The organism is Streptomyces fungicidicus, assembly GCF_003665435.1.
GTDB classification, from domain to species: domain Bacteria; phylum Actinomycetota; class Actinomycetes; order Streptomycetales; family Streptomycetaceae; genus Streptomyces; species Streptomyces fungicidicus.
Genome location: NZ_CP023408.1, coordinates 150849 through 177247, shown reverse-complemented (window position 1 = coordinate 177247; position 26399 = coordinate 150849). Strand labels below are relative to the sequence as shown.

Genomic DNA, 26399 nt, shown 5'->3' with positions numbered 1-26399 from the left:
GGAGCCGGGTCGCGTCAGCGCGCGTCCGTGAAGGTCTCCCCCCTGTCCGCCTTCTCCACCAGCAGGGCCGGCGGGGTGAACCGGTCGCCGTAGCGCTCGGCGAGCTCCCGCGCGCGTGCCACGAATCCGGGCAGGCCGCCCTGGTACCCGTTGATGTACTGCAGGACCCCGCCGGTCCAGCCGGGGAAGCCGATGCCGAGGACGGAGCCGATGTTGGCGTCGGCCACGGAGGTCAGCACGCCCTCCTCGAGGAGCCGGACGGTGTCCAGCGCCTCCGAGAACAGCATGCGTTCCTGCATGTCGCGGAACGGGATCGCGTTCCCCTCGCGGGTGAAGTGCTCGCGCAGTCCCGGCCACAGGGCTCCGCGCCTGCCGTCCTCGCCGTACTCGTAGAAGCCGGCGCCGCCGCTGCGGCCGGGGCGCTCGAACTCGTCGACCATGCGGTCGATGACGGCCTCGGCCGGGTGCGCGGTCCAGGTGCCGCCGGCCTCCTCCACGGCCCGCTTCGTCTCGTTCCGGATCTTCCGCGGGAGGGTGAGGGTCAGCTCGTCCATCAGGGAGAGCACCTTGGCCGGGTAGCCGGCCTGGGCCGCGGCCTGCTCGACGGAGGCGGGCTCGATGCCCTCGCCGACCATGGCGACGCCCTCGTTGATGAAGTGGCCGATGACCCGGGAGGTGAAGAAGCCGCGCGAGTCGTTGACGACGATCGGGGTCTTGTTGATCTGGCGGACCAGGTCGAAGGCGCGGGCGAGCGCCTCGTCCCCGGTGCGCTCGCCCTTGATGATCTCGACCAGCGGCATCCGGTCGACGGGCGAGAAGAAGTGCAGCCCGATGAAGTCGTCCTGACGCTCGACGCCCTCGGCGAGTGCGGTGATGGGCAGCGTGGAGGTGTTGGAGCAGAGCAGCGCGTCGGGGGCGACGACGTGCTGGATCTCCTGGAACACCTTGTGCTTGAGGGCGGTGTCCTCGAACACCGCCTCGATGACCGCGTCGCAGCCGGCCAGGTCGGCGGCCTCGGCGGTGGGCGTGATCCGCGCGAGCAGCGCGTCGGCCTTCTCCTGGCTGGTGCGGCCCTTGGCGACGGCCTTGGCGCACAGCTTCTCGGAGTAGCCCTTGCCCTTGACGGCGGCTTCCAGGGCGACGTCCTTCAGGACGACGTCGATCCCCGCCCGGGCGCACGAGTAGGCGATGCCCGCGCCCATCATCCCGGCGCCGAGGACGGCGACCTTGTGGACCTTGCGAGGTTCGACGCCCTTCGGGCGGTTGGCGCCGGAGTTGACCGCCTGGAGGTCGAAGAAGAACGCCTGGATCATGTTCTTCGAGGTCTGTCCCGCGGCCAGCTCCACGAAGTAGCGGGCCTCGATGACCTGGGCGGTCTCGAAGTCGACCTGGGAGCCCTCGACGGCGGCGGCCATGATGTTGCGCGGCGCCGGGTAGGGCGCGCCGTTCGTCTGCTTGCGCAGGTTGGCCGGGAAGGCGGGCAGGTTGGCGGCGAACTTCGGGTGGGCGGGGGTGCCGCCGGGGATGCGGTAGCCGGGCCGGTCCCAGGGCTGGGCGGACTCGGGGTTGGCGTCGATGAAGGCGCGGGCCTTGGCGAGCATGTCCTCGGGGGTGCCGGCGATCTCGTCGACCAGCCCGTTGTCCAGGGCGCGGCGCGGGTTGTACTGGGTGCCCTGGAGGAGCACCTTGAGGAGCGCGTCGGTGATGCCGAGCATCCGGACGGTGCGGACGACGCCGCCTCCTCCGGGGAGCAGGCCGAGGGTGACCTCGGGGCAGCCGATCTTGGAGCCGGGGGCGTCGAGGGCGATCCGGTGGTGGCAGGCCAGGGCGAGTTCGTAGCCGCCGCCGAGGGCCGCGCCGTTGATCGCGGCGACGACGGGCTTGCCGAGGGTCTCGATGCGGCGCAGGTGCCGCTTGATGGCCATGCCGCCGTCGAAGAGGTCCTGTGCCGTCTCGGGGGTGACCCGGATCAGGTCGCGCAGGTCGCCGCCGGCGAAGAAGGTCTTCTTGGCGGACGTGAGGATGACGCCGCGGATGGTGTCCCGCTCCGCCTCCAGGCGGTCGGTGATCACGGCGAGGGAGTCGCGGAACGCCTGGTTCATGGTGTTCGCGGACTGCTGGGGGTCGTCGAGGACGAGGGTGACGACGCCGGTGCGGTCCTGTTCCCAGCGGATGGTGGTGCTCTCGGTCATGAGGGAGTCTCCGGGTCTTCGTGGAAGTCGGGTGCGGTCGCTGGGGATCAGAGGCGTTCGACGACGGTGGCGATGCCCATGCCGCCGCCCACGCACAGCGTGGCGAGGCCGTAGCGCTTGTCCTGGCGTTCGAGTTCGTCGACGAGGGTGCCGAGGATCATGGCGCCGGTGGCGCCGAGCGGGTGGCCGAGGGCGATGGCGCCGCCGTTGACGTTGACCTTGTCCAGGGACAGGCCCATGTCCTTCACGAACCGCAGCACGACCGCGGCGAAGGCCTCGTTGATCTCGACGAGGTCGATGTCGTCGATGGTCAGGCCGGCCTTGGCGAGCGCCTTGCGGGTGGCCGGGGCGGGGCCGGTGAGCATGATGGTGGGCTCGGAGCCGGAGACGGCGGCGGAGACGATCCGGGCGCGCGGGGTGAGTCCGTAGCGCTCGCCGACCTCCTTGGAGCCGATGGCGACGAGGGCGGCGCCGTCGACGATGCCGGAGGAGTTGCCGGCGTGGTGGACGTGCTCGATCCGCTCGACCCAGTGGTACTTCTGCAGCGCCACCGCGTCGAAGCCGCCCAGTTCGCCGATGTCGGCGAAGGAGGGCTTCAGCCTGGCCAGCGAGTCGGCGGTGGTGCCGGGGCGCAGGTGCTCGTCGTGGTCGAGGACGGTGAGACCGGCGCGGTCCCTCACCGGGACGACGGACCGCTCGAAGCGGTTCTCCTTCCAGGCGGTGGCCGCGCGCTCCTGCGAGAGGGCGGCGTACTCGTCGACGTCGCGCCGGGAGAAGCCCTCGATGGTGGCGATCAGGTCCGCGCCGATGCCCTGCGGGACGAAGTTGACGGCGAGGTTGGTCATCGGGTCGTTGAACCAGGCGCCGCCGTCGGAGGCCATGGGCACCCGGGACATCGACTCGACGCCGCCGGCGAGGACCAGGTCCTCCCAGCCGGAACGCACCTTGGCGGCGGCCATGTTGACGGCCTCGAGGCCGGAGGCGCAGAAGCGGTTCTCCTGGACGCCGGCCACGGTGTCGGGGAGTCCGGCGGCGACGGCGGCGATCCGGGCGATGTCGGAGCCCTGGTCGCCGACGGGGCCGACGACGCCGAGCACGATGTCGTCGACGGCCGCCGGGTCGAGGTCCGGGAAGCGGTCGCGGATCTCGTGGATGAGGCCGACCACCAGGTCGATGGGCTTGGTGCCGTGCAGGGCGCCGTCGGCCTTGCCGCGCCCGCGCGGGGTGCGGATCGCGTCGTACACGTACGCTTCGGTGCTCACGGGGAGGCCTTTCACTGAGGGTGGGAGGGTTCGGCGGAGTGCGAGGGGGCCGGGGCCGCCGGCCGGGGCAGGTCCCAGTCGCGGGTCACCGCCTCGGTGTCGGCGCCCGGCAGGGCGGGCCCGGTCCGGATGCCGGCCGGAGTCGCGGAGAACCGCGGGGCCGGTGCGGGCTGGGTGATGCCGCCGTGGTCGGTGAAGGTGCCGCGGGCGGCGAGATGCGGGTGGTGCGGGGCCTCGCCGAGGGAGAGCACGGGCGCCACGCAGGCGTCGGTGCCGTCGAAGACGGCCGCCCAGGCGTCGCGGGTGCGCTCCTTGAAGCGGGCGGCGACCCGCTCGCGCAGCTCCGGCCAGCGGGTGACGTCCGTGTGCGCCCCGGCCGGTTCCTCGAGGCCGAGCAGGCGCAGGAACTCGGCGTAGAAACGGGGCTCCAGGGCGCCGACCGCCATGTGCCGTCCGTCGGCTGTCCCGTAGGTGCCGTAGTAGGGGCAGCCGCCGTCGAGGAGGTTGGCGCCGCGCCGGTCCTGCCAGGCTCCTGCGGCGAGCATGCCGTGGATCATCGCGGAGAGGTGGGCGGTGCCGTCCACGATGGCGGCGTCGACGACCTGTCCGGCGCCGGTGGCGCGCGCGTGGTGCAGGGCGGCGAGGACGCCGACGACGAGGTAGAGCGAGCCGCCCGCGTAGTCGCCGAGCAGGTTGGCCGGGACGGCCGGGGGCCGGTCCGGGTCGCCGATCATGCCGAGGGTGCCGGTGAGGGCGATGTACGCGATGTCGTGTCCGGCGCGGTCGGCGAGCGGGCCCTGCTGGCCCCAGCCGGTCATCCGGCCGTAGACCAGGCGCGGGTTGCGCGCGTGGCAGTCCCCGGGGCCGACGCCGAGGCGCTCGGCGACGCCGGGGCGGTAGCCCTCGATGAGGACGTCGGCGCGTTCGGCGAGGTCGAGGACGCGGGCGGGGCCGCCGGGGTCCTTCAGATCGACGATCACGGAGCGCTTGTTGCGGTTGGTGACGTCGAGGGCGGGGTCGATCCCGAGTCCGGGGCCGCCGGGGCGGTCCACGCGGACGACGTCGGCGCCCAGGTCGGCGAGGAGCATGGCGGCGAACGGGCCGGGCCCGATTCCGGCCAGCTCGACCACGCGCACCCCGCTCAGCGGACCGTGTCCCGGCGTCTTCGCCTCCGTCATCGAGCCCCCATGCGATGTGACACTACTGGTGTAACACCTGAGATGTTAGGAAGGTGCTCCATCCGGCACAAGACCGGGCGAGCAAGCGCTTGGCCACTCTACGGCGCGGCACCTGATTCCGCCCCGGTACGGCCGCCCGCCCGGCGGGCGTCGAGCTCCGCCGCCAGCCGCTTCGGCGCGATGGCCCGGTAGCTCTCCTCCACCCAGTCGCACAGCAGCCCGGCGGCCGGTGCGCCCTTGGGCTCGAGCGGCACGGCGACCCAGCCCGCCTTGCCCAGCCCGTACCCGGCGGGCCGGGCCCCCGGGCAGGTCAGCGCGTGGGCGTGCGCCGTCTCGTCGGTGAGCTTCACGGTCACCCCCAGGGGGTGGCTGCCGTCGTGGACGCCGAGGAAGACGAACACCTTCTTGTTGACCTTGGCTACGGTCTCGCCCCAGGGGTGCTCCTCGGCGGCTCCGGGCATTTTCAGGGCGCAGTCGCGTACTTTTTCCCACTTCTTCAGGGCGTTCGGCGGTACGGCCATCGGCTTCCTCCGGGCTCGTCGCGGGGCTCCGCACCCCTCACGCTAGCCTCGGCCACCGACAGCGGCGCGGCTGCACGACCGAGGGGTTGCCATGAGCAGGCTGAGCAGGACGGACCGTCCGTACGACATCGTGCTCTTCGGGGCGACGGGTTTCGCCGGGACCCTGACCGCGGAGTACCTCGCCGCCCACGCCCCCGCCGGGCTGCGGTGGGCGGTCGCGGGCCGGAACACGGAGAAGCTGGAGCGGCTGCGGGAGCGGCTGCCCGGCGGCGCGGAGGCGGGGCTGCTGCGGGCGGACGTCTCCGACCCGGCCTCCCTGCGCGCCCTCGCGGAGCAGGCGCGCGTGGTCGCCACGACCGTGGGCCCCTACGTGGAGTACGGCGAGGAGCTCGTCGCCGCCTGCGCGGACACCGGGGCGGACTATGTCGACCTCACGGGTGAACCCGAGTTCGTGGACCTGATGTACGTCCGTCACGACGCACGCGCGCGGGAGACCGGGGCGCGGCTGGTGCACGCGTGCGGCTTCGACTCGGTGCCGCACGACCTGGGCGTTCACTTCACCGTGCGGCAACTGCCGGAGGGGGTGCCGCTGACCGTGGACGGCTTCGTGAGCGCCGACGCGGCGTTCTCGGGCGGGACCTTCGCCTCCGCGCTGAACCAGTTCGCCCGGCCGCGGCAGCTGCGGGCCGCCGCCCGGGACCGCCGGCGCCACGAACCCCGGCTGCTGGACCGCCGGGCGTCGGCCACCGCGGGGGCGCCGCGCTACGCGCCCGAGGTGGGCGCCTGGGCGCTCCCCCTGCCGACCGTCGACGCCGCGATCGTGCGCAGTTCGGCGAGGGCGCTCGACCGGTACGGCCCCGACTTCCGCTACCGGCACTACGCCGCCGTCCGGCGCCTTCCGGTGGCGGTGGGCGGGGTGGCGGCGGTCGGCGCGCTGGTCACCGCGGCCCAGTTGCCGTCGCTGCGGCGCCGGCTCTCCGGCCGGCTCGCTCCGGGCGACGGGCCGGACGCCGGGAAGCGCGCCAGGAGCTGGTTCTCCGTCCGCTTCGTCGGCGAGGGCGGCGGACGGCGGGTGTACACGGAGGTCTCCGGCGGCGACCCCGGCTACGACGAGACGGCGAAGATGCTCGCCGAGGGAGCGCTCTGCCTGGCCCTGGACGACCTCCCGCCCACGGCGGGGCAGGTCACGACGGCGGTGGCGATGGGCGACGCGCTGACCGCCCGCCTGCGGGCGGCGGGCATCCGCTTCCGCGTCGCCGCGACCCGCTGACGGCCCGGCCGGGCGGGAGCCGCACCGGCCATGGAGCCGGCGTGCGGATCATCGCGGCGAGCCGGCCAGGAGCCGCCCGTCGTCCCGCGCGGGGGCCTGCCGGGGTGTGCGCCGCCGGCCGTCGGTACGGCTGCCCGGCGCCGGTGCTCAGATCGCGCCGAGTGCGCGGCGGCACAGGGCGTCCGCCCTGCGGGTGGTCTCCGGGAGGCGGTAGGCCGGGGTCAGCGCGAGGGTGTGGGCGCAGGCGTTGTCCAGGCTCACGCGGTGGCCGACCGAGACGAAGACCGGCTTGACGGCGTGCCGGGTGCGCAGGGCGCGCCCGACCTCCTCGCGACCGTCCCCGCCCTTGGCGAGCAGCGGGGAGGTGCTCCCGCGCGGGGCGTCCGGTTCGTCGTGGGTGAAGGTGAAGGGGTTCTTGGCGACGCCGATGGCCGGCAGGCCGGTGAGCACGCCGAGGTGGCTGGCCAGGCCGAAGCGGCGGGGGTGGGCGAGGCCGTAGCCGTCGCAGACCACCAGGCCGGGCGGGCAGGGCAGGGCGTCGAGGGCGGCCAGCACCGTGGGGATCTCACGGAAGGCGAGCAGGCCGGGGACGTACGGGAAGGAGACCCGGCCCACGGCCGTCGCCTCGGCGACGACGTCCAGCGTCGCCGCGTCCAGGACGACGGCCGCGGCGGCGACGACGTCCCGCTCGTCGTCGTACGCCACGTCGACGCCGGTGATCCGGCCCGTGCCGGGCGGCGGGCCCGGTTCGTCGAGCACCACCCGCGCGCGGAGTCCGTCCTGGACGGCGCGGGCCTCTTCCTCGGTCACGGGCCAGTCGGCCGGTGTGCGTACGGTCGTCATGGTGCCCCTGAGCCTACGGGGCGGGCACGCTCCGCGCGGGGGCGGCTCACTTGCCGAGCGCGCGCTTGAGCTCGCTCTTGTTCATGTTCGAACGGCCCTCCACGTTCCGCTTCCTGGCCTCCTCGTAGAGCTGGTCGCGGGTGGGTCCCTGGGGGCCCTTGCCGGACCGCCGGCCGCCGCGCTCGCCGGACGACATGTCCTGCGTGGAGGTGCGGCTCGCCGTCTTCGACTCGCCGGACCGGGCGCGTTCCTTGTTCACCGTCCGCGCGGCGATCTCCTCGGCGCGTCCGGTGCTCTCGCCCCGGTCCTCGGCGCTCTCCTTGATGTGCTCGTACTGACGCTCCCGCTTGGGGCTCGCACCGCGTGGCATGTCCGCTCCCTTCCTCTCAGGTACGGAGAACGGGTACCCAGGCCGGCGGTGTTCAGAGCGCACCGCCCGCGTCAGTGCTCCAGGCGGGCGGCACGTCCCCGCTCCCCCGCCGCCCAGCAGCCGTGGCCGGGGGCGCAGTCGACGGTGTCGTACGAGCCGGTGTCGACGGTCCGCCAGGTGCGGCCGGCGTCGGTGGTCAGGCTGGTGCCGGTGGGCCCGACCGCCAGGGCGGCGGTACGGCTGTGCGGGAGCCAGGCGACACCGGAGCGGTAGGCCGGCGGCGAGGTCCCGGCGGGGCGCCAGGTGCGGCCGCCGTCGGAGGTACGGGCGGCCGCGTCCGGCGAGGTCTGCTCGGGCCGGAAGTCGCCGCCGACGGCGAGTCCGTGGACGCGGTCGCGGAAGGCGAGGGCGAAGATCTCGCGCGCCGGGTCGCCGCCGGGGACCGAGGTGCCGGTGACCGTCCAGGTGCGGCCCCGGTCGGCGGAGTGCAGCACCCGTGCGCGTGCCGCTCCCCCGGTGGCGAGCCAGACGTCCTTCGGTCCGGCGGACACCAGGCACTGGCCGCTCGCCGCGAAGCCGGCCTCTCCTTCCAGCGCGGGGGGCATCCCGGTGTCCGGCAGCACCGTCCAGGAACGGCCGCCGTCCCGGGTCGACAGGATCCGGAACCTCCCGTCCACCGGGTCGCTCATCGCCAGCCCGTGGCGGGCGTCGAAGAAGGTGAGGCAGTCGTAGAAGGCGCGGGCGTCGGTGTTGCGGAAGGATTCCGTCCAGGTCGCTCCGCCGTCGTCGGTGCGGTACACCCGGGACGCCTCGCCCTCGCCGATGGCCAGCACCACGGCCCGCCGGGCGTCGAACGCCTCGATGTCCCGGAACTGCAGCTCCGCCGCGCCCGGCGGGGAGACGTTCCGCCAGCTCCCGCCGCCGTCGGTGGTGCGCAGGACGGTGCCGCGGGTCCCGGCCAGCCAGGCCGTGTCGCGGCTGACGGCGGCCAGCCCGCGGAAGCGGACGTCCGGGGCGCCGGTGTCCTTGAGCGACCAGTGCGGCGGCGCCTGCGGGTCCGGTCCGTGCGCCTGGGCGGGTACGGCCGTCCAGGCGGCGAGGGCCGCCGCGCACACCGCCACCGCGGTCACCCGCCGTCGTGTCCGTCTCGTCCGTCCCGTCGGCCGCGTGCTTCCCGAGCGCCTCATGGCGGGTGAAGCTAGCCCACCGCCCCGGTGCCGTCCAGGGGGCCGTGCCGGGTGACGGGAGTTCCGGAACGCGGCACGCGTGCCCCCGTCGGACACCCGGGGAGAGCCGTGTCACTCGTGTGCATGAAGGCGGTGACAGAGGTCACTCGCCCTTCGTGTGCACGGAGTGGCTGATTCCGTCGTCTCATCCAGTAGCCGACCCGATCCGCCCCCGCAAGCCCGTCCAGCCGTCACGAGGGAGCAAGTCGTTGTCCACCGTCATCGAGCAGACCGTCGAGGCCCGTCTCGTCGCCGCCGCGCCGCGGATGCCGAGCATTCCCGCCACCCTGCACTACGACCGCGACGACCCGTTCGCCGTCCGTATGACCTTCCCCGCGCCCGCCACCCTGGAGGGCGTCGAGGTGTGCTGGACCTTCGCCCGCGAGCTGCTGGCCGCGGGCATGGAGGAACCGGAGGGCCACGGCGACGTACGGGTGCGCCCCTACGGCTACGACCGCACCGTTCTGGAGTTCCACGCCCCGGAGGGGACCGCCGTCGTGCACGTCCGCTCAGGAGAGCTGCGCCGGTTCCTGGCGGCCGCCGACGAGCTGGTGCCGGCGGGGCTGGAGCACCTCCGGCTCGACCTGGACCACGGTCTCGCGGAGCTGATGCGCGACGCGTGACCCTCAGCGCCCTTCACCCATCAGTGTGTTGAGCGTGCCGTAGTCCAGTCCGGCGTCCTGTGCGCCGTACGTCCCCGTGCCGAGCAGCTCCCGCGCGGCGCGGCGGACGAGGGCGTGCGCGGCCTGCGCGATGCCGGCACCGACGCTCACCCGGGCGACGCCCAGGGCGGCCAGTTCCCCGGCGGGCGGGGCTCCGGGACCGGCCATCACGTTCAGCGGCGCGTCGATGCCGCCTGCCAGCTCCCTCACCGTCTCCGGGTCGACGGCCCCGGGGACGAAGATCCCGTCGGCGCCCGCGGCGAGGTAGGCGGAGGCACGCTCCAGGGTGTCGCCCACGCCTCCCGCGCCCCGCAGGAGGGTGTCGACCCGGGCGTTGACGAACAGCGGCACGCCCGCCGCGTCGGCGGCCCCGCGGGCGGCGGCGATGCGGGCGGCCTGCTCGGCGACCGGACGCAGGGGCGCCGGGCCGGGTCCGTGCAGGGCGTCCTCGATGTTCACCCCGACCGCTCCCGCCGCGAGCACCGCGCGCACCGTGCGGGCGACTCCCGCCGGGGCATCGGCCCAACCGCTCTCGACGTCGGCGGTGACGGGCACCCGGACGGCCCCGGCGATCCCCGCGACCACGGCCAGCGCCCGCTCGCGGTCCAGCCGCTCACCGTCCGCCGCGCCCAGGGCCCAGGCGACGCCGGCGCTGGTGGTCGCCACGGCGCCGGCGCCCGCGTCCTCGACCAGACGGGCACTGGCGACGTCCCAGGCGTTGGGCAGGATCAGCGGGCGCCCGGGGACGTGCAGGGAGCGGAAGGCGAGGGCGTGCTCCCGCAGGAGGCTGCTGGGGTTCGTCGTGCCCGCACTCCATCAGCGGACGGCGGCGTCCGCCGGCGAGTGTCCGACCTGATCCTCCCGGGGCTTCAGGCGCCGGCGGGGAGGGGTGGCGTCTGTGCGGCGGTGGTCAGGGCGGTGCGGAGTTCGCGGATGATCCCGGCCGTCGGGGGTGCCGCCGCGCGGGCGGCCAGGCACTCGACGCGGTGCTCCCACGCGGGGCCCGCGCCGCCCGGGAGGAGGGCCTTCAGACCGGCCGCCGCCCCGAGGGCGACGACGGCCGCGTCCCGCTCGGGGACGTCCTCGGGCGGCACCGGCCCCTCCAGGATCCCGCGCACCTGCCGGCGCAGGGCCCGTACCCGGCCCGCGTCGGCCGGCACGTACTCCACCGACGGGAAGACCCCGAGGATCCGGTGCTTCTCGGCGCGCAGCACCCCCTCGGCCACCAGCTGCTCCCGGACCGCGTCATAGGTGTGGCGGGCCCGTAGCGTCACCCAGGTGCGCCAGTGGTGCGGGCGGGACTCGCTGACCAGCTCCAGGAGCCCGTCGAGGGCGGCGTCGCCGGTACGGGAGTCCAGGTCGACCGGTGTGGCGACGCCGTCGTCGTCGATCAGCAGACCGCGCTGCGCGAGCTCGGCGAGGGCGCCGGCGCGCACCAGCGGCGGCGCCGCCTCACCCCGGTTGGTGTCCCAGGCCAGCAGGCAGAGGCGGGCCGGGAGCGAGAGCGGACCGTTGGGCACGGGGCCTCCTCGGGACCGTGACGTCGTGCTCCGAAAAGCCGTTGACAGCCCTTCCGGGGCACTCCTAACGTGTGCAGCGGTTCTGTTGCCGTCGATGGGAGAAGGACGTTGCTCGTCTGAGGTTCTGAGACACCGCGTCACACCGTACGGGTGTGTACGTCGCGTGCGACCTCGGCGTTCGAGCCGTCCTCGTGGTCCCTGCGGAACAGGGCTTTTCTCATGCCCGGGCCTTCCCTCCGACTGCCGGTCTCGTCCCGCGGTGTCTCGATACGCGTGTGCCCCTGATCGCCCCGAGCAACCGCGGAGACCCGTATGACACCATCCATCACCTGTACGTCCCTGGCCTTCACCTGGCCCGACGGCACCGCCGTCTTCGAGGGCCTCGACGTCGCCTTCGGCCCCGGCCGCACCGGGCTCGTCGGCGTCAACGGGTCAGGAAAATCGACCTTGTTGAAGCTGATCGCCGGTGCGCTCCGGCCGGCCGACGGCTCCGTCCGGGTCGCCGGCGAGGTGGGCCACCTGCCGCAGAACGTCACGCTCGACACCGCGCTGAGGGTCGACGAGGCGCTCGGCATCGCCGCCCGCCGGGCCGCGCTGCACGCCATCGAGTCGGGCGACGTGGCCGAGGAGCACTTCGAGACCGTCGGCGACGACTGGGACGTCGAGGAGCGCGCCCTGGCCACGCTCGGCGAACTCGGCCTGGGGCACATCGGTCTCGACCGCACCGTCGGCGAGGTGTCGGGCGGCGAGTCGGTGCTGCTGCGGCTGGCGGCGCTGCTGCTGCGCCGTCCGGACGTGCTGCTGCTCGACGAACCCACCAACAACCTCGATCTGTACGCCCGCAGACGGCTGTACACCGCCGTCGAGAACTGGCCGGGCGTCATGGTCGTGGTCAGCCACGACCGTGAACTGCTGGAGCTGGTCGACCAGATCGCGGATCTCCGCTCGGGGGAGGTCACCTGGTACGGCGGCAACTTCTCGGCGTACGAGGAGGCCCTGGCCGTCGAACAGGAGGCCGCCGAGCGGATGGTGCGCGTCGCCGAGGCGGACTTCCGCAAGCAGAAGCGCGAACTGGCCGACGCACAGGTCAAGCTGGCCCGCCGCAAGCGGTACGGACAGAAGATGTTCGAGCAGAAGCGCGAGCCGAAGATCGTCATGGGGGCGCGCAAGCGCGCGGCGCAGGAGTCCGCGGGCAAGCACCGGATCATGCACGAGGAGCGGCTCGCCGAGGCCAGGGGGCGCCTCGACGACGCGGTGGAGGCGGTACGGGACGACGACGAGATCCGCGTCGACCTGCCGTACACGGCCGTACCGCCGGGCCGTGACGTCCTCACCCTCATGGACCTGGAACTGGCCTACGGCGCACGGGTGAAGGGAGGCTTCGACCTGCGCGGCCCCGAGCGGGTCGCGCTGATCGGCCGCAACGGCGCGGGCAAGACGACGCTGCTGCGCACGATCGCCGGTGAGCTGGAACCGGTGTCGGGCGGGGCGACGGCGCATGTCCCGCTGCGGTTCCTGCCGCAGCGGCTGGACGTCCTCGACGGCGAGCTGTCCGTCGCGGAGAACGTGGCCCGGTTCGCGCCGGGCGCCACCAACAACCGGGTCCGGGCCCGGCTGGCCCGCTTCCTGTTCCGGGGCGCCCGGGCCGACCAGAAGGCGGCGACGCTCTCCGGGGGCGAGCGCTTCCGGGCCACGCTGGCGGCGCTGATGCTGGCGGAGCCCGCGCCGCAGCTGCTGATGCTGGACGAGCCGACCAACAACCTCGACATGGCGAGCGTCCGGCAGCTCACCACGGCTCTGGAGTCGTACGAGGGAGCGCTGATCGTGGCCAGTCACGATCTGCCGTTCCTGGAGTCCCTGGGCATCACCCGGTGGCTGCTGATGGAGGAGGGAGAGCTGAGGGAGACCGCGCAGGAGGCCGTCGAGGGGGCCTAGCGGGCCCCGGGGGGGGTGGCCGGGGCCCGATCCCGCCCTGCATGATGGCGGGGCCGGCACCCGGAAGCATCCGGCCACTCCACCCGGCTAAGAGCCGGTCCCGGCGGACATCGGGGAGTTCGAGAAGCCGGCGGGCTGTGTGACGTGCCTCTCGGTGCGCCTGCGGGAGCTGTATGCCTGAGGGAGGGGCCGTCACCCGGACGGTGTAGTGACCTGCGGTTCGGCACGCCTCCGGACCGGTACGGCTCGCCATGGGAACCCCGCTGATCAGGGGCCTTTACGACACCCTTAACCTACGGCTACGTAACCTACGGGTTCGTAGCCTACGATTCCGTAGGTTTCCCGGCCCGCTCGCCGGGAGCTGCCCCATGTCACCGTCCCCTGGAGTCACCCGTGTCGATCACCTCTCCCCATCTCGGCAGCCCTTCCGTCTGGACCGACGCCCGGCTGCTGTACGCGCTGGAGGAAGTGGTCGAGACGGAGCTCAACCGGCATCTGCAGGTCGCCAAGGACTGGATGCCCCACGAGTACGTCCCGTTCAGCGACGCCCGCAACTTCCCCGGCTTCTTCGAGGACGGCGAGGCCTGGGGCAAGGAGCAGTCCAAGGTCACCGAGGTGGGCCGGATCGCGCTGGTGGTGAACCTGCTGACCGAGGACAACCTCCCCAGCTACCACCACGAGATCGCCACGCTGTTCGGCCGTGACGGCGCCTGGGGCACCTGGGTGCACCGCTGGACGGCCGAGGAGGGCCGGCACGGCATCGTGATGCGGGACTATCTGCTCGCCTCCCGGGCGGTGGACCCGGACAAGCTGGAGCAGTTCCGCATGGCCCACATGAGCGAGGGCTTCGAGTCGGACAACCGGCACTCGATGCTCCACTCGGTCGCCTACGTCGCCTTCCAGGAGCTGGCCACCCGCATCTCCCACCGCAACACCGGCCACCAGTCCGGTGACCCGGTCTGCGACCGGATGCTGTCGCGCATCGCGACCGACGAGAACCTGCACATGGTGTTCTACCGCAACCTACTCAAGGCGGCCTTCGAGATCGCGCCCGACCTGACCATGCAGGCGGTCCGCGACGTCGTCGTGGACTTCCGGATGCCCGGACACGGCATCCCGGGCTTCGAGCGGGCGGCGGCGCAGATGGCGATCGGCGAGGTGTACAACCTGCGCATCCACCACGACGACGTGCTCCAGCCGGTGCTCCGCTTCCTGAAGATCATGGAGATCGACGGGCTGGGCCCCGAGGGTCTCAAGGCCCAGGAGGAACTGGGCCTGTTCATGGGCGGTCTGGACGCGGAGGCCGCGAAGTTCGACGAGAAGCTGGCGGCGCGCAAGGCGCGGATGGCGGCCCGCGCCGGCCACTGAGGAACCGCTTCGCCCCGGGGCGGGGCGGTGGGACACGCCGGTGCGTGTCCCACCGCCCCGCCCCCGGCGTTTCCGGGCTCCCCGGCCGGCGGAACTACCGTGCCGTGCGGCGCAGCTGCAGGCGTTCCTTCTCCGACATGCCGCCCCAGACGCCGAAGCGCATGTCGTTGTTCATGGCGTAGTCGAGGCAGGCTGCGCGGATCGGGCAGAGGCCGCAGATCCGCTTGGCCTCGCGGACCGAGCTACCGGGCTCGGGGAAGAAGAAGTCTCCACCGGTCTGCGCGCACAGCGCCTCCTCCTGCCAGGTGAGGTCGGGCAACGGGATCGTGTCGGTCTGCATGCCCGGAAGCGTGCCGTGCGGCGAAAAACGTTCGATCAACGCCGGCTCAACGAAGGCGTCCTCCGGGCCCCGGCGACCGCACGATGATGACGCCGCGGGTTCCGCCGCGCACGGCGGCGCGCCGGGGTGTCAGGTCTGGCGCGGGTCGCCCCTGAGGACGGCGAACCGTGCGCCGTAGGGGTCCTCCAGGCGGGCCAGCCGGCCCACGCCGGCGAGGGAGGTGGCGGGCAGCCGCACCCTGCCGCCCAGTTCGACGGCCCGGGCGACGACGGCGTCCGTGTCGCCCACGGCGAAGTAGGGCAGCCAGTGCGGACGGCCGGACTCCGCCTCGGTGGGGTCGTCGGCCGGCGACACCAGCCCGCCGAACATGGCGTCCTCGCCCGTCCCGGCGGGGTTGACGGAGGTGTAGACGCCGCCGGGGAAGGTCACCGCGGAGGTCTCCCAGCCGAGGGCCGCGCGGTAGAACGCGGCGGCGCGGGCGATGTCCGGGGTGTGGAGCTCGGCCCAGCACAGCGCACCCGCCTCGCCAGCCACCTCGATGCCCTTGAGCAGCGCCGGCTCCCAGATGCCGAAGGGGACGCCCGCGTGGTCGGCGAGCAGGGCCGTCCGGCCCAGCTCCCGCACGTCCACGGGCGGCACGACCACGCTGCCCCGGGCCTGCCGTACGGACTGCGCCGTGGCGTCCGCGTCGGAGCTCTGGAAGTAGACGGTCCAGGCGGGCGGGCCCTGCTCCGGGGTGGTCCGCATGCCGCCGGCGACGATCCGGCCGGCCAGCCGGAAGAAGCCGTAGCCTCCGGCGTCGGGGCCCGCCGGGCCGAACTCCCAGCCGAACAGGCCGCCGTAGAAGGACGCGGTGCCGTCGATGTCGGACGTGCCGACGTCGATCCAGTCCGGTGCGCCGTCGACGAAGCGGGTGGTGAGCATCGTGCCTCCTCCGAGAGGTCCCGTCGCCTGCTCTGCCGAGTCTTCCACCGCCCGCCGGCGTTCACCGTCCCTGCACCCGGACGGCCGCACAGCGAACCCGCCCGCACCGCCAGGGCACCACGGACTGGCGCACCCACAAGCCCGGCAGACGGTCCGACGGCACCTGGCGGGCGGGCGGCGCGGGCTACCGGCTGTCGCGACCACGTCGTGGGCACCGTGCACGGCACCCCCTCCCGCCGGATCCGGCGAGGGGCCGGCGTCAGGCGGAGGCGCGGCGGACGAGGGTGGTCGGGAGGACGACGCCGGACGGGGGGCCGTCCGTGCCGGTGGTGCGGTCCAGCTCGCGCAGCAGGAGGCGGGCCATCAGGCGGCCCATCTCCTCTATGTCCTGCCGGACGGTGGTGAGCGGCGGTTCGGTCTGCTCGGCGATCGGCAGCATGTCGTCGAAGCCGACGACGGCCACGTCCTCCGGCACCCGCCGCCCGTGTTCGCGCAGCACACGCAGGGCGCCCGCCGCCGTGAGGTCGTTGGCGGCGAACACCGCGTCGAGGCCGGGGCAGCGGCCGAGGAGTTCCCGCATCGCCCGCTCGCCGCTCGCGGCGGTGAAGTCGCCCTCCACGACCAGCCGGGGATCGGCGCCGGCCATGACGTCCCGGTAACCGTCCAGCCGGTCCACCGCCGAGGTCTGGTCCAGGGCTCCGGTGATGTGCGCGACGCGGCTGCGGCCCAGGCCGAGCAGATGGCGCACGGCGTCACGGGCGCCGCCCCGGTTGTCGCTGTCGACGTAGACGACGTCGCCCCGGCCGCCGCTCCAGTCGGGCCGCCCGCCGAACACCGTCGGCAGTCCGGCCCGCTGGATCAGTCCGGGCAGCGGGTCGTCGATGTGGAGGGAGAACACCAGGGCGCCGTCGACGTGCCCGCCGGCCAGATAGCGGCCGACCCGCTCGTGGTCGTCGCGGTCCTCGGTGAGCAGCAGGACGAGCTGGTTGTCGTGGGCGGTCAGCTCCTTGCTGATGCCGCGCAGCTGCCGGGCGAAGAAGGGGTCCGCGAAGACCCGCGTCTCCGGCTCGGCCACGATGACGGCGACGGCGTCGTGCCGCCTCGTCACCAGGCTGCGCGCGGCCTGGTTCGGCACGTACCCCAGTTCCTCCACCGCCCGCCGGACCCGCTCCGCCAGGCGTTCGCGCACCCCCTCGGAGCCGTTGACCACGCGGGAGACCGTGGCCCGGGAGACCCCGGCCCGCGCGGCCACGGCCTCCAGCGTGGGACGCGGCGCTGTCTCGGTCACTTCGGGGCTCCTCACCTGCGGTTGCGGGCAAGGATAGCCCCGGGCCGCCGGCGGGCGAGGGCGCTCCCGGATCACCTCCGGCGCGTCAGTGCGCGTGCTCCTGGCCCTCCTTTGCCGCCGCCCCGTGGGCGTGCTCGTGCGGGTCGTAGCCCGGGATCGTGCCGTCCGGCTTCTTGACCAGGAACAGGCCCACCATGCCCATGTCGGAGTGGCTCTGGACGTGGCAGTGGTACATCCAGGCACCCGCCCCGACCCCCTCGCCCGCGATGATCTGGAAGCCGAAGGAGTCGGCCGGACCGCAGATCTTGTTGTCGATGACCTGGCTGGGGTCGTCGGGGCCGGTGAGCATGCCGGTGCGGTTGTCGGCCCAGCGGTGACCGTGCATGTGGAAGGTGTGGTAGTACTCGCCGTGCGTGATCATGACGATCTCGACGCGGTCGCCCACGGTGGCCTCGAAGTCGGGACCGGTGTGCGCGGGCCTGTTGTTGATCGACATGTCGTTGAAGACGATGGTGTGGGTCGCGTCGGGCAGTACGTCGTCCTTGCGGCGCACGACGACCGGCCCGTACAGCCCGTTGCGGATGCCGCCGGTGCCGTGCACGGTGCCCACGACGTGGTCGTGGTAGTGCCAGTAGCCCGCGCTGCCCGCCCGCCAGGTGCCGTCGGACCGTCTGCCGGGCTTGTGGGTGCGCCAGGTGTAGGTGCGGGTGGCGCCGGGCTCGACGTGGCTGTTGTTCTGCTTGGTGCCGTCGCTGGAGATCTCGTAGTCCAGGCCGTGGACGTGCAGGCTCGCGGGCACGTCCATGGTGTTCTCGAGCTCGATGTGCAGCGTGTCCCCCTCGTTGAGCTCGATCAGCGGGCCGGGGACGGACGCCTTGCCCTTCTCGAATCCGTAGCCCATCCGTCCGCCGTCGAGCCGCTCGGCGTACATCTTGACGCGCCGCACCTCGCCGCCGGCGGGCGCGGTCTTCGCCGGTCTGGCCGCGCTCACGGCCTCGGGCGCGATGGACAACGATGTCGCGACGGCAGCGCCGCCCAGCAGTACCCGCCGGTTGAAACCGCGTCTGTCCATGCCGAACTCCCCACGTGGCTGTCATGAACCTGTGAAACCGTAGCGGCCACCCCCTGGTTTATCCACACTCAGGACAAAGTTCGTTTCATTCCTGCGATAGGTATTGGCGTGTGACGCAAAGAGGTCTAGCTTCCTTGACGCTGTCGCTGCGACCGAGGAGGGGTGGGTGGCCACATGCGGTCCACATCGCATCACGAACCCATGCGCTTACGAGGGTTGAGCACGAGAAGCGCCGTGAACGCGCGAAGGACGAGAACGAGACGACGCGTCTGGGCGGCCACGGTGGCCGCCGGCGCCGTCACCGCCGGGCTGCTGTCGGGTCCCGCCGCCAGCGCGCGCCCGGCTCCGGATCCGTCCCTGACAACGATGTCCATCAAGTCGCCCCCGGGCGGCGCCAACGTACGTGTGCTGCTGTTCCACGGTTCGGCGGCCGGCGGTGACGAGTCACCGCTGGTGAACGCCGGTATCGAGGCGATCGAGCGGATCGGGCTGTCCGGCCCCGCGGACCAGCGGTTCGCCGTCACCGCCACCGACGACGCCTCGGTCTTCACCAACGCCAAGAAGCTGGGCCGGTTCAACACCATCGTGTTCCTGACCGGCGGCGGGGACGTCCTCGACCCGGACCAGGAGGCGGGCCTCGAGGCGTACATGGAGGCCGGCGGCGGCTTCCTCGGCCTGCACGACGCGGCCCGCGCGGAGCCGTACTCGGACTGGTTCACCGGTCTGATCGGCGCCCGGCCGGCCGCGTCCTCGCCGGACAGGGCGCAGCGGGCGACCGTCGAGGTCGGCGACCGGACGCATCCGGCCACCAAGGGCCTGCCCCAGCAGTGGAAGCGGCCCGACAAGTGGCTCAACTGGGTGAAGAACCCGTCCGGCGACGTGCACACGGTCGCCAGGGTGCGGGAATCGACGTACGCGCCCGGTGCGGGCGCCAACGGCTGGGACCACCCGGTCAGCTGGTGCCGCGACTACGACGGCGGACGGTCCTTCTACACCGGTATGGGCGGCACGGTGTCGTCGTACGACGAGACCGACTTCCGTGACCATCTGCGCGGCGCCCTGCTGTGGACCACCCGGCTGGTGCGGGCCGACTGCAAGGCGACGATCACCGGCAACTACAAGGCGGAGCGGCTGACCCGGCCCAACCAGCCGGGGCAGAACGACCAGATCGGCGAGCCGCACGGACTGGTCACCGCACCCGACGGCCGGGTCCTCTACATCGGGCGGGGAGGCGCCGACTCGTCCCAGCCGGTGGTCACCGACTGGAACGACCCCGACATCGGCAAGGGCAGGGGCGAGATCCACGTCTACGACCCGGAGACCGAGAAGGTCACCCTCGCGGGAGCGCTCACCGTCTTCGGCAACAAGGGCGGGGGCGACGAGCTGCGGAAGGTCGAAGAGGGCCTGCTCGGCATCGAACTGGACCCGCGGTTCGAGGAGAACGGGTGGGTGTATCTGCACTACACCCCGCACTCGGAGATCAACCGGGACACGCACATGGCCGAGCGGCGGGTCTCCCGCTTCACGCTCGACCCGGCCACCGACAAGCTGGACATGGGCAGCGAGAAGGTGCTGCTGGAGTGGCCGGTGCAGATCCACAGCTGCTGCCACTCGGGCGGCGGGATGGCCTGGGACTCCAAGGGCAACCTGTACATCGCCACCGGTGACAACAACTCCAGTGGCTTCAGCGGCGGTTACTCGGGCAACAACCCGGAGCCCAACTTCAAGGGCGTGTCCTTCGCGGACGCGCGCCGCACCGCCGGCAACACCAACAACCTCAACGGCAAGATCCTGCGCATCCACCCGGAGCCGGACGGCACGTACACCCTCCCCGAGGGCAACCTGTTCACCGGCAAGGAGACCGCCGAGGGCGGCGGCAAGACGCGCGGCGAGATCTATGTGATGGGTGTCCGCAACCCCGCGCGCATCTCCGTCGACAAGAAGACCGACGTCCTCTACGCGGGCTGGGTCGGCCCTGACGCCGGTTCCCCGTCGCCGACCTGGGGTCCGGCGAAGTACGACACGTTCGCCGTGATCACCGAGGCGTCCAACCGGGGCTGGCCGTACTGCATGGGCAACAAGCAGCCCTACCGGGACCGCAACCTTCCGGACCCCTCGAAGCCGCTGGGCTGGTACGACTGCGACGCGCCGAAGAACGAGTCGCCGAACAACGACGGTCTGGTCAATCTGCCGCCGGTGACCGGCAACAACATCTGGTACTCGCCGCAGGGCGGCGGCCCGGACTACCCGCGCGACGAGAACGGCGTCCCGTCGTACGAGCAGGACGAGGCCACCTACCGGCTGCCCTGGCTGAAGGGCGGCGGCCAGGCCGCGATGAACGGCCCGGTGTACCGCTACGACGCCGGCAGCGCCAGTGAGGTCAAGTGGCCGGAGTACTGGGACGGCAAGTGGTTCGTCGGTGACTTCTACGACGCCGACCAGCCGCGCAACGCGGTGCTGATGGACCCGGGGACACAGGGGGACGGCGGTCTTCCGGTGCACGCGGAGTCCCTGAAGAAGATCGTGCCGGTGGGCAACGACGGCATCAAGAACCTGATGGGCTGGAAGTTCGGCCCGGACGGCTCGCTGTACGTCCTCGACTACGGCCGCGGCTTCTTCACCTCCGACGCCAAGTCCGCCCTGTGGCGGGTCACCTACACGGGCGGCGGGCCCACCCCGGCCGCCGGTCAGCTGGCGAGGAAGGCCGGATGAAACCACTGATACGGCAACGACGCGTGTGGGCGGGTCTGCTGGCCGCCCTGCTGATGACGCTGGGACTGCAGACGGCGACGTCCGCGGCCGGCGAGAACGGATCCACGGCCGGAGCGGCGGCGGAGCAGGTACTCACCTGGACCGCCGGCGACAGCATCACGGAGTACACCTCCGTGCCGAAGACCGCGGTGGCCGGTGCCGCGACCATCGTGTTCGAGAACAGCGCGGCCACCGGCAACACCACGGGAATGCCGCACACACTGACGTTCGTGACCTCCGACCCGGAGTTCAACAACGACGTCCAGCTGAACATCCTGGCCAACCCGGCCGACGCCCAGGGCGGGAAGCACACCGCCGAGGTGACGCTCACCCCGGGCCGCTACTTCTACCACTGCACCATCCCCGGCCACGGCGAGATGCAGGGCATCCTGACCGTGACCGAGGGCGGCGGTGAGGACACCACCGCGCCCGAGGCCACGGCGAGGGTGACCGGCTCGCAGAACGCGGACGGCGCGTACGTCGGTTCGGCGAGCGTGACGGTCGAGGCCACCGACGAGGGCTCGGGGGTGGACCGCGTCGAGTACGCGATCGGGGCCGACGGCGCCTGGCAGCCGTACACCGCGCCGGTCGTGGTCGACCAGGTCGGCACGCACACGGTCCGCTACCGGGCACTGGACAAGGCGGGCAACGTCTCGGAGGAGAAGACCGTCGGTTTCACGGTCGTCGCGCCGCCGACCGACGACTCGACCCCGCCGGAGACCTCGGCGACGGTGGACGGCGAGAAGAACGCCGACGGCGCCTACATCGACATGGCGACGGTCACCGTCAGCGCGTCGGACACCGGCTCCGGCGTCAACACCATCGAGTACGCGATCGGGGCCGACGGCGCCTGGCAGCCGTACACCGGACCGGTGATGGTGCACCAGGTGGGCACGCACACCGTGCGCTACCGCGCCACCGACCGGGCGGGCAACACGGCGGCGGAGAAGAGCGTGGAGTTCTCCGTCGTCGCCGCTCCCCCGCAGGACACCACCCCGCCGGCGACCGGCGCGACCGTGGAGGGCACCAGGAACTCCGACGGCGCCTACGTCGGTGACGCCACCGTGACCCTCAGCGCGGACGACGGGCACGGAGGGTCCGGCGTCGCCGCCATCGAGTACTCGCTCGACGGCGGGCCCTACCTGGCCTACACCGGGCCCGTGATCGTGGACCGGGCGGGCAGGCACACCGTGGCGTACCGGGCGAGCGACAAGGCCGGCAACACCTCGGAGCCGCGCACGGTGAGCTTCACGGTCGTCGCGGACGGCGGCGTGCCCGCGCCCAACTGCCCGGAGTACGACGAGCGGTTGACGGTGATCGTCGGCACGGTCGACTCGGGCGTGCCGAACCGGGTCACCAACAACCGGTGCCGGATCGGCGAGCTGATCGAGGACGAGAAGGAATGGACCTCCCAGGCGCTGTTCCTGAAGCACGTGAAGGCGGTCCTGGACACGCTGCAGAAGGAAGGGGTCATCGACAAGCGGGAGTACCGGGCGGTCAACCAGGCGGCCCGCCAGTCCGGCATCGGCAAGCCCGGCCAGACCGAGGGCTACCGCAAGATCATGGACGGCACGGCGGGGTCGTACGCCAAGTGGGAGCAGGTGGGCGGCGGTTCGTTCGCACTGAACCCCGACGGCTCCATCACCTCCGGCACCACCCGGGGCGGCCTGGGCATGCTGTGGTTCCCGGAGCGGAAGTACGGCGACTTCTCGCTGAAGCTCCAGTGGCGTGACGACGGCCCGGGCGCCGTCAACGCCAACTCCGGTGTGTTCGTGCGGTTCCCGCAGCCCCACGACCACCCGGAGGAGTCACGGCCGGAGTGGGTCGCCATCAAGTACGGGCACGAGGTGCAGGTGTTCGACTCGCCCACCGGCGACATGTACAAGACGGGCTCGGTCTACGGCTTCGACCGGGTGGGCCTGGCCGGCGCGGGCGTGACGCAGAAGGGCACCTGGAACGACTACGAGATCCGGGTGGTGGACCAGCACTACTCGGTCTACCGCAACGGTGTGCTGATCAACGAGTTCGACAACACCGGCGGCCAGGAGTTCACCCCGCCGCGCTCGGACGACCCGGGCACGGACGGGCGGCGGTTCGCCTCCGGCTACATCGGACTGCAGGTGCACAGCACGACGGACGTCGTCTCCTACCGGGACGTCCGGATCAGGGAGCTGTAGGGCCCGGCGGGTCAGGAGGCCGAGGGTTTCGGCTTCCTGGCCCGGCTCGGCTGCACCCGGCTGGGTTCTCCCGGCATCTTCGGGTACTCGGGCGGGTACGGCAGATCGCCCAGGCCGTGGTCGTGCTCGTCGCGGCGGGCGAGTTCGAGCAGGGGCTCCAGCGAGAACGCGTGAGCGTCCATGTCCGCGTGCACGTCGCCGAGTTCGGCGAAGCGCGCGGGCATGGTCGTGATGTCGAAGTCCCGCGGACGCGCGACGCCGACCTCCTCCCAGCGCAGCGGCGCCGAGACGGGCGCGTGCGGGCGGGGGCGCACGGAGTAGGCGGAGGCGATGGTGCGGTCGCGGGCGGTCTGGTTGTAGTCGACGAAGATGCGCTCCCCGCGCTCCTCCTTCCACCACTTGATGGTCACCTGCTCCGGCATCCGGCGTTCCAGCTCGCGCCCCACGGCGATGGCGGCCCGCCGCACCTGGGTGAAGGTCCAGCGCGGCGCGATGGGCACGAAGACGTGCAGGCCCCGGCCGCCGGACGTCTTGGGCCAGCCCCGCAGACCGCCGAACTCGTCGAGCACGGCGCGTAGTTCACCGGCGGCGCGGACGGCGTCGTCGTAGTCGGTGCCGGGCTGCGGGTCGAGGTCGATGCGGAGTTCGTCGGGGTGGTCGACATCGGTCCGGCGCACCGGCCAGGGGTGGAAGACGAGCGTGCCGTACTGGGCGGCCCACACCGCGGCCGCCTCCTCGGTGGGGCACATCTCGTCGGCGCTGCGGCCGCTGGGGAAGGTGATGTGGGCGGTGGGGATCCAGTCGGGCATGCCCTTGGGCGCGCGCTTCTGGTAGAACCACTCGCCGGTGATGCCGTCCGGGTAGCGCTGCAGGGTGGTGGGCCGGTCCCGCAGCGCGCGCAGCAGGCCGGGGGCGACCGCCTGGTAGTAGCGGGCCACGTCGAGCTTGGTGTAGCCGTGCTCCGGGAAGAAGACCTTGCCCGGACTGGACAGCCGCACGGTCCGGCCGCCCACCTCCAGTTCCACCGCTTCCGCCATGCGAGCCACGGTAGGCGGAGCGCGCACACCTCGCACACCGGGCGGCAACGGGCGGCGACGGCCGTCAGCGCGCAGAATCGGACCATGGATCTGCCGGTGATGCCGCCCGTGAAGCCGATGCTCGCCAAGTCCGTGGCCAGGATCCCGCCCGGCATGCAGTACGAGGCCAAGTGGGACGGTTTCCGGGCCATCGTGTTCCGTGACGGGGACGAGGTCGAGCTGGGCAGCCGCACGGGCAAGCCGCTGACCAGGTACTTCCCCGAGCTGGTGGAGGCGGTGCGGGAGCGGCTGCCGGAGCGGTGCGTGATGGACGGGGAGATCGTCATCGCGCGGGAGGGCCACCTGGACTTCGACGCGCTCACCGAGCGCATCCATCCGGCCGATTCGCGGGTGCGGACGCTGGCCGGGCGGACGCCGGCGTCCTTCGTCGCCTTCGACCTGCTGGCGCTGGGGGACGAGTCGCTGCTGGAGGTTGCGCAGACCGAACGGCGGGAACGGCTGGCCGGGGTGCTGGAGGGGGTGCGTCCGCCGGTGCACCTGGCGCCGGCGACGACGGACATCGACGTGGCGCGGGGCTGGTTCGAGCAGTACGAGGGGGCGGGCCTGGACGGCGTGATCGCCAAGCCGCCCGCGCTGCGCTACCGGCAGGACGAGCGCGCCATGTTCAAGATCAAGCACGAGCGCACGGCCGACGTGGTCGTCGCCGGGTACCGGCTGCACAAGAGCGGCCCGGTGGTGGGCTCGCTGCTGCTCGGGCTGTACGACGACGAGGGCCGGCTCCAGCACGTCGGCGTGTCCGCCGCGTTCTCCATGAAACGGCGCGCGGAGCTGATCGAGGAGCTGGAGCCGCTGCGCATGGACGACGTGACGGGCCATCCGTGGGCGTCCTGGGCGGACGAGAGCGCCCACGAGTCGGCGCGGCTCCCCGGAGCGCCGAGCCGCTGGTCCGGGCGGAAGGATCTGTCCTGGGTGCCGTTGCGGCCCGAGCGGGTGGCCGAGGTGGCCTACGACCACATGGAGAACGGGCGGCGCTTCCGGCACACCGCCCGTTTCCGCCGCTGGCGTCCGGACCGCACCCCCGAGAGCTGCGTCTACGGGCAACTGGAGGAGCCGGTCCGCTACGACCTCGCCGAGATCCTCGGCTCCTCGTGAGTCAGGGCTGCATCAGCACCTTGACGGCGCCGTCCCGCTTCTTCTGGAACATCTCGTAGGCCTGGGGCGCCTCGGCGAGCGGCATCCGGTGGGTGGCGAAGTCGTCGACGCCGAGCGGGTCGTCGTCGGTGAGGTAGGGGATGATCTCGTCGCTCCAGCGGCGTACGTTCGCCTGCCCCATGCGCATCTGGATCTGCTTGTCGAACAGGGTGAGCATCGGCATCGGGTCGGCCATGCCGCCGTAGACGCCGACGATCGAGATCGTGCCGCCGCGGCGCACCATCTCGATGGCGGTGTGCAGGGCGGCGAGCCGGTCGACGCTGAAGCGTTCCGCCATGGGGCCGCTCAGTTTGCGGGGCAGCAGCGCCGAGGCGTTCTGCACCATCCGGGCCGCGGCGCTGCCGTGCGCCTCGGTGCCGACGGCGTCGATCACGGCGTCCGGACCGCGGCCGTCGGTCTGGTCGCGGACCGCGGTGAGGAGTTCCTTCTCGTCGTCGAAGGAGCGCAGGTCGAAGGTCTCCACCCCCCGCTCGCGCGCCCGGTTCAGCCGCTCCGGGACCAGGTCCACGCCGAACACCCGCCCGGCGCCCTTGGCCTGGGCGACCCGGCAGGCCATGTCGCCGATGGGGCCCAGTCCGAGGACGGCGACGCTGCCACCCTGCGGGACGCCGGCGTACGCGACCGCCTGCCAGGCGGTGGGCAGCACGTCGGAGAGGTAGACGAACCGGTCGTCCGAGGGTCCCTCGGGAACCTTGATCGGACCGTACTGTGCCTGCGGAACGCGCAGGTACTCGGCCTGGGCGCCCGGTACCGCGCCGTAGAGCCGGGTGTAGCCGAACAGGGCCGCGCCCATGCCCTCGGCGGTGACCTGGGTGGTCTCGCACTGGGTGGGCAGTCCCGTCAGGCACATCCAGCAGTTGCCGCAGGCGATCTGGAACGGCACCACGACGCGGTCGCCCGCCTGGAGGTCCGGCACCGCCGCGCCGACCTCCTCGACGATGCCCATCGGTTCGTGGCCGAGGATGTCGCCGGGGGTCATGAACGGGGTGAGCACCTCGTACAGGTGCAGGTCCGACCCGCACAGCCCCGTGGAGGTGATGCGGATGACCGCGTCCGTCGGCTCCTCGATCCGTGGGTCGGGCACGTTCTCCACCCGTACGTCCCGCTTCCCCTGCCAGGTCAGTGCCCTCATCTCCGCCCGCTCCCTCCGTGGTGGCCGGTGTGTCGCTCGTGCGGTGGGCGTCCGGGTACCCGAGCGGGCCGGTGCCCAACCGCCCGCCTCGGGGCCGGACCGCGGGGCGCTGCGCCGAT

At 72.6% G+C, this 26399-nt stretch carries 22 protein-coding genes and 1 pseudogene; 8 read left to right on the top strand and 15 right to left on the bottom strand.

Translation table 11 applies throughout. From position 1 onward, the window contains the following. Positions 1-14: 14 nt before the first annotated feature. The 4 genes from CNQ36_RS31000 to CNQ36_RS30985 all read right to left on the bottom strand — a co-directional run bounded on the left by CNQ36_RS31000 (position 15) and on the right by CNQ36_RS30985 (position 5153). A complete protein-coding gene (locus CNQ36_RS31000) occupies positions 15-2192 on the bottom strand; it encodes a 3-hydroxyacyl-CoA dehydrogenase NAD-binding domain-containing protein (protein ID WP_121548841.1) in 2178 nt (725 codons plus the stop codon). A 47-nt stretch (positions 2193-2239) separates the two neighbouring features. Continuing rightward, positions 2240-3454: an acetyl-CoA C-acetyltransferase gene (locus tag CNQ36_RS30995; RefSeq protein WP_040905554.1), complete on the bottom strand. Its 1215-nt coding sequence runs from the start codon at positions 3452-3454 to the stop codon at positions 2240-2242. 11 nt (positions 3455-3465) lie between these two features. Beyond that, positions 3466-4632 (bottom strand): CaiB/BaiF CoA transferase family protein, encoded by a 1167-nt coding sequence (locus CNQ36_RS30990; RefSeq protein WP_121548839.1) that lies wholly within the window; start codon positions 4630-4632, stop codon positions 3466-3468. A 98-nt stretch (positions 4633-4730) separates the two neighbouring features. After that, positions 4731-5153 (bottom strand): MmcQ/YjbR family DNA-binding protein, encoded by a 423-nt coding sequence (locus CNQ36_RS30985; RefSeq protein ID WP_121548838.1) that lies wholly within the window; start codon positions 5151-5153, stop codon positions 4731-4733. 91 nt (positions 5154-5244) lie between these two features. Between CNQ36_RS30985 and CNQ36_RS30980 the strand changes: the two genes are divergently transcribed. Then, complete coding sequence (locus CNQ36_RS30980) at positions 5245-6423, top strand: saccharopine dehydrogenase family protein (protein WP_121548836.1); 1179 nt, start codon at positions 5245-5247, stop codon at positions 6421-6423. A 147-nt stretch (positions 6424-6570) separates the two neighbouring features. Here the strand turns inward: CNQ36_RS30980 and CNQ36_RS30975 are convergent, their stop codons facing one another. The 3 genes from CNQ36_RS30975 to CNQ36_RS30965 form a co-directional block, all read right to left on the bottom strand. Beyond that, positions 6571-7266, bottom strand: a complete 696-nt coding sequence (locus CNQ36_RS30975) for an endonuclease V (RefSeq protein WP_121548834.1) — start codon at positions 7264-7266, stop codon at positions 6571-6573. Between the two features lie 46 nt (positions 7267-7312). After that, positions 7313-7636, bottom strand: a complete 324-nt coding sequence (locus tag CNQ36_RS30970; RefSeq protein WP_121548832.1) for a plasmid stabilization protein — start codon at positions 7634-7636, stop codon at positions 7313-7315. Positions 7637-7707: 71 nt separating this feature from the next. Next, entirely contained in the window at positions 7708-8766 is a 1059-nt protein-coding gene (locus CNQ36_RS30965; protein WP_121548830.1) for a WD40/YVTN/BNR-like repeat-containing protein, read from the bottom strand. Between the two features lie 305 nt (positions 8767-9071). Here CNQ36_RS30965 and ssgD point away from each other — a divergent pair, with 305 nt between their 5' ends. Beyond that, positions 9072-9485 carry a spore wall synthesis regulator SsgD gene (gene ssgD / locus CNQ36_RS30960; protein WP_004922459.1) on the top strand — a complete coding sequence of 138 codons (414 nt, stop codon included), beginning with the start codon at positions 9072-9074 and terminating at the stop codon, positions 9483-9485. A 3-nt stretch (positions 9486-9488) separates the two neighbouring features. Here ssgD and CNQ36_RS30955 read toward each other — a convergent pair whose 3' ends face one another. Both CNQ36_RS30955 and CNQ36_RS30950 read right to left on the bottom strand, forming a co-directional pair. Beyond that, a complete protein-coding gene (locus CNQ36_RS30955; protein WP_121548828.1) occupies positions 9489-10307 on the bottom strand; it encodes an isocitrate lyase/PEP mutase family protein in 819 nt (272 codons plus the stop codon). A gap of 86 nt (positions 10308-10393) precedes the next feature. After that, positions 10394-11044, bottom strand: coding sequence for a GOLPH3/VPS74 family protein (locus tag CNQ36_RS30950; protein ID WP_163013448.1), 651 nt, complete (start codon positions 11042-11044; stop codon positions 10394-10396). Between the two features lie 312 nt (positions 11045-11356). On the opposite strand from CNQ36_RS30950, the gene CNQ36_RS30945 reads away from it, so the two are divergent. The 3 genes and pseudogenes from CNQ36_RS30945 to CNQ36_RS30935 all read left to right on the top strand — a co-directional run bounded on the left by CNQ36_RS30945 (position 11357) and on the right by CNQ36_RS30935 (position 14347). Continuing rightward, positions 11357-12979 carry an ABC-F family ATP-binding cassette domain-containing protein gene (locus tag CNQ36_RS30945; RefSeq protein ID WP_121548825.1) on the top strand — a complete coding sequence of 541 codons (1623 nt, stop codon included), beginning with the start codon at positions 11357-11359 and terminating at the stop codon, positions 12977-12979. Between the two features lie 91 nt (positions 12980-13070). Then, positions 13071-13160, top strand: a pseudogene (locus tag CNQ36_RS30940) (N(G),N(G)-dimethylarginine dimethylaminohydrolase); the annotation flags it as partial. Positions 13161-13372: 212 nt separating this feature from the next. Then, entirely contained in the window at positions 13373-14347 is a 975-nt protein-coding gene (locus CNQ36_RS30935; RefSeq protein WP_121548823.1) for an acyl-ACP desaturase, read from the top strand. 94 nt (positions 14348-14441) lie between these two features. Here CNQ36_RS30935 and CNQ36_RS30930 read toward each other — a convergent pair whose 3' ends face one another. The 4 genes from CNQ36_RS30930 to CNQ36_RS30910 all read right to left on the bottom strand — a co-directional run bounded on the left by CNQ36_RS30930 (position 14442) and on the right by CNQ36_RS30910 (position 17971). Then, positions 14442-14687 carry a WhiB family transcriptional regulator gene (locus CNQ36_RS30930; protein ID WP_040905562.1) on the bottom strand — a complete coding sequence of 82 codons (246 nt, stop codon included), beginning with the start codon at positions 14685-14687 and terminating at the stop codon, positions 14442-14444. A gap of 129 nt (positions 14688-14816) precedes the next feature. Next, a complete protein-coding gene (locus tag CNQ36_RS30925) occupies positions 14817-15611 on the bottom strand; it encodes a VOC family protein (RefSeq protein ID WP_121548821.1) in 795 nt (264 codons plus the stop codon). 259 nt (positions 15612-15870) lie between these two features. Continuing rightward, complete coding sequence (locus CNQ36_RS30915) at positions 15871-16899, bottom strand: LacI family DNA-binding transcriptional regulator (protein WP_040905565.1); 1029 nt, start codon at positions 16897-16899, stop codon at positions 15871-15873. An 85-nt stretch (positions 16900-16984) separates the two neighbouring features. Further along, positions 16985-17971 (bottom strand): multicopper oxidase domain-containing protein, encoded by a 987-nt coding sequence (locus CNQ36_RS30910; RefSeq protein ID WP_004922484.1) that lies wholly within the window; start codon positions 17969-17971, stop codon positions 16985-16987. Between the two features lie 201 nt (positions 17972-18172). Here CNQ36_RS30910 and CNQ36_RS30905 point away from each other — a divergent pair, with 201 nt between their 5' ends. Beyond that, entirely contained in the window at positions 18173-20683 is a 2511-nt protein-coding gene (locus tag CNQ36_RS30905) for a ThuA domain-containing protein (RefSeq protein ID WP_399205488.1), read from the top strand. Next, entirely contained in the window at positions 20680-22899 is a 2220-nt protein-coding gene (locus CNQ36_RS30900) for an OmpL47-type beta-barrel domain-containing protein (protein WP_420857174.1), read from the top strand. Before CNQ36_RS30905 ends, CNQ36_RS30900 begins: the two co-directional genes overlap by 4 nt. 11 nt (positions 22900-22910) lie before the next feature. On the opposite strand, the gene ligD is transcribed toward CNQ36_RS30900, so the two are convergent. Continuing rightward, the gene (ligD, locus tag CNQ36_RS30895) at positions 22911-23936 is read right to left on the bottom strand and encodes a non-homologous end-joining DNA ligase (RefSeq protein WP_121548815.1); all 1026 of its coding nucleotides are present in this window, start codon (positions 23934-23936) and stop codon (positions 22911-22913) included. Positions 23937-24020: 84 nt separating this feature from the next. Between ligD and CNQ36_RS30890 the strand changes: the two genes are divergently transcribed. After that, positions 24021-25088, top strand: coding sequence for an ATP-dependent DNA ligase (locus tag CNQ36_RS30890; RefSeq protein WP_121548813.1), 1068 nt, complete (start codon positions 24021-24023; stop codon positions 25086-25088). Between the two features lies 1 nt (position 25089). Here CNQ36_RS30890 and CNQ36_RS30885 read toward each other — a convergent pair whose 3' ends face one another. Then, positions 25090-26280, bottom strand: a complete 1191-nt coding sequence (locus tag CNQ36_RS30885) for a zinc-dependent alcohol dehydrogenase (RefSeq protein ID WP_040905571.1) — start codon at positions 26278-26280, stop codon at positions 25090-25092. Between the last annotated feature and the right edge of the window lie 119 nt (positions 26281-26399).

What these genes read in the sequence shown, in the direction of transcription:
- CNQ36_RS30930 (WP_040905562.1), bottom strand. Translation starts at nt 14,687, where the DNA reads ATGCAGACCGACACGATCCCGTTGCCCGACCTCACCTGGCAGGAGGAG.
- CNQ36_RS30975 (WP_121548834.1), bottom strand. Translation starts at nt 7,266, where the DNA reads ATGACGACCGTACGCACACCGGCCGACTGGCCCGTGACCGAGGAAGAG.
- ligD (WP_121548815.1), bottom strand. Translation starts at nt 23,936, where the DNA reads ATGGCGGAAGCGGTGGAACTGGAGGTGGGCGGCCGGACCGTGCGGCTG.
- CNQ36_RS30980 (WP_121548836.1), top strand. Translation starts at nt 5,245, where the DNA reads ATGAGCAGGCTGAGCAGGACGGACCGTCCGTACGACATCGTGCTCTTC.
- CNQ36_RS30885 (WP_040905571.1), bottom strand. Translation starts at nt 26,280, where the DNA reads ATGAGGGCACTGACCTGGCAGGGGAAGCGGGACGTACGGGTGGAGAAC.
- CNQ36_RS30990 (WP_121548839.1), bottom strand. Translation starts at nt 4,632, where the DNA reads ATGACGGAGGCGAAGACGCCGGGACACGGTCCGCTGAGCGGGGTGCGC.
- CNQ36_RS30910 (WP_004922484.1), bottom strand. Translation starts at nt 17,971, where the DNA reads ATGGACAGACGCGGTTTCAACCGGCGGGTACTGCTGGGCGGCGCTGCC.
- CNQ36_RS30890 (WP_121548813.1), top strand. Translation starts at nt 24,021, where the DNA reads ATGGATCTGCCGGTGATGCCGCCCGTGAAGCCGATGCTCGCCAAGTCC.
- CNQ36_RS30985 (WP_121548838.1), bottom strand. Translation starts at nt 5,153, where the DNA reads ATGGCCGTACCGCCGAACGCCCTGAAGAAGTGGGAAAAAGTACGCGAC.
- CNQ36_RS30900 (WP_420857174.1), top strand. Translation starts at nt 20,680, where the DNA reads ATGAAACCACTGATACGGCAACGACGCGTGTGGGCGGGTCTGCTGGCC.
- CNQ36_RS30925 (WP_121548821.1), bottom strand. Translation starts at nt 15,611, where the DNA reads ATGCTCACCACCCGCTTCGTCGACGGCGCACCGGACTGGATCGACGTC.
- CNQ36_RS30905 (WP_399205488.1), top strand. Translation starts at nt 18,173, where the DNA reads ATGCGCTTACGAGGGTTGAGCACGAGAAGCGCCGTGAACGCGCGAAGG.
- CNQ36_RS31000 (WP_121548841.1), bottom strand. Translation starts at nt 2,192, where the DNA reads ATGACCGAGAGCACCACCATCCGCTGGGAACAGGACCGCACCGGCGTC.
- CNQ36_RS30945 (WP_121548825.1), top strand. Translation starts at nt 11,357, where the DNA reads ATGACACCATCCATCACCTGTACGTCCCTGGCCTTCACCTGGCCCGAC.
- CNQ36_RS30970 (WP_121548832.1), bottom strand. Translation starts at nt 7,636, where the DNA reads ATGCCACGCGGTGCGAGCCCCAAGCGGGAGCGTCAGTACGAGCACATC.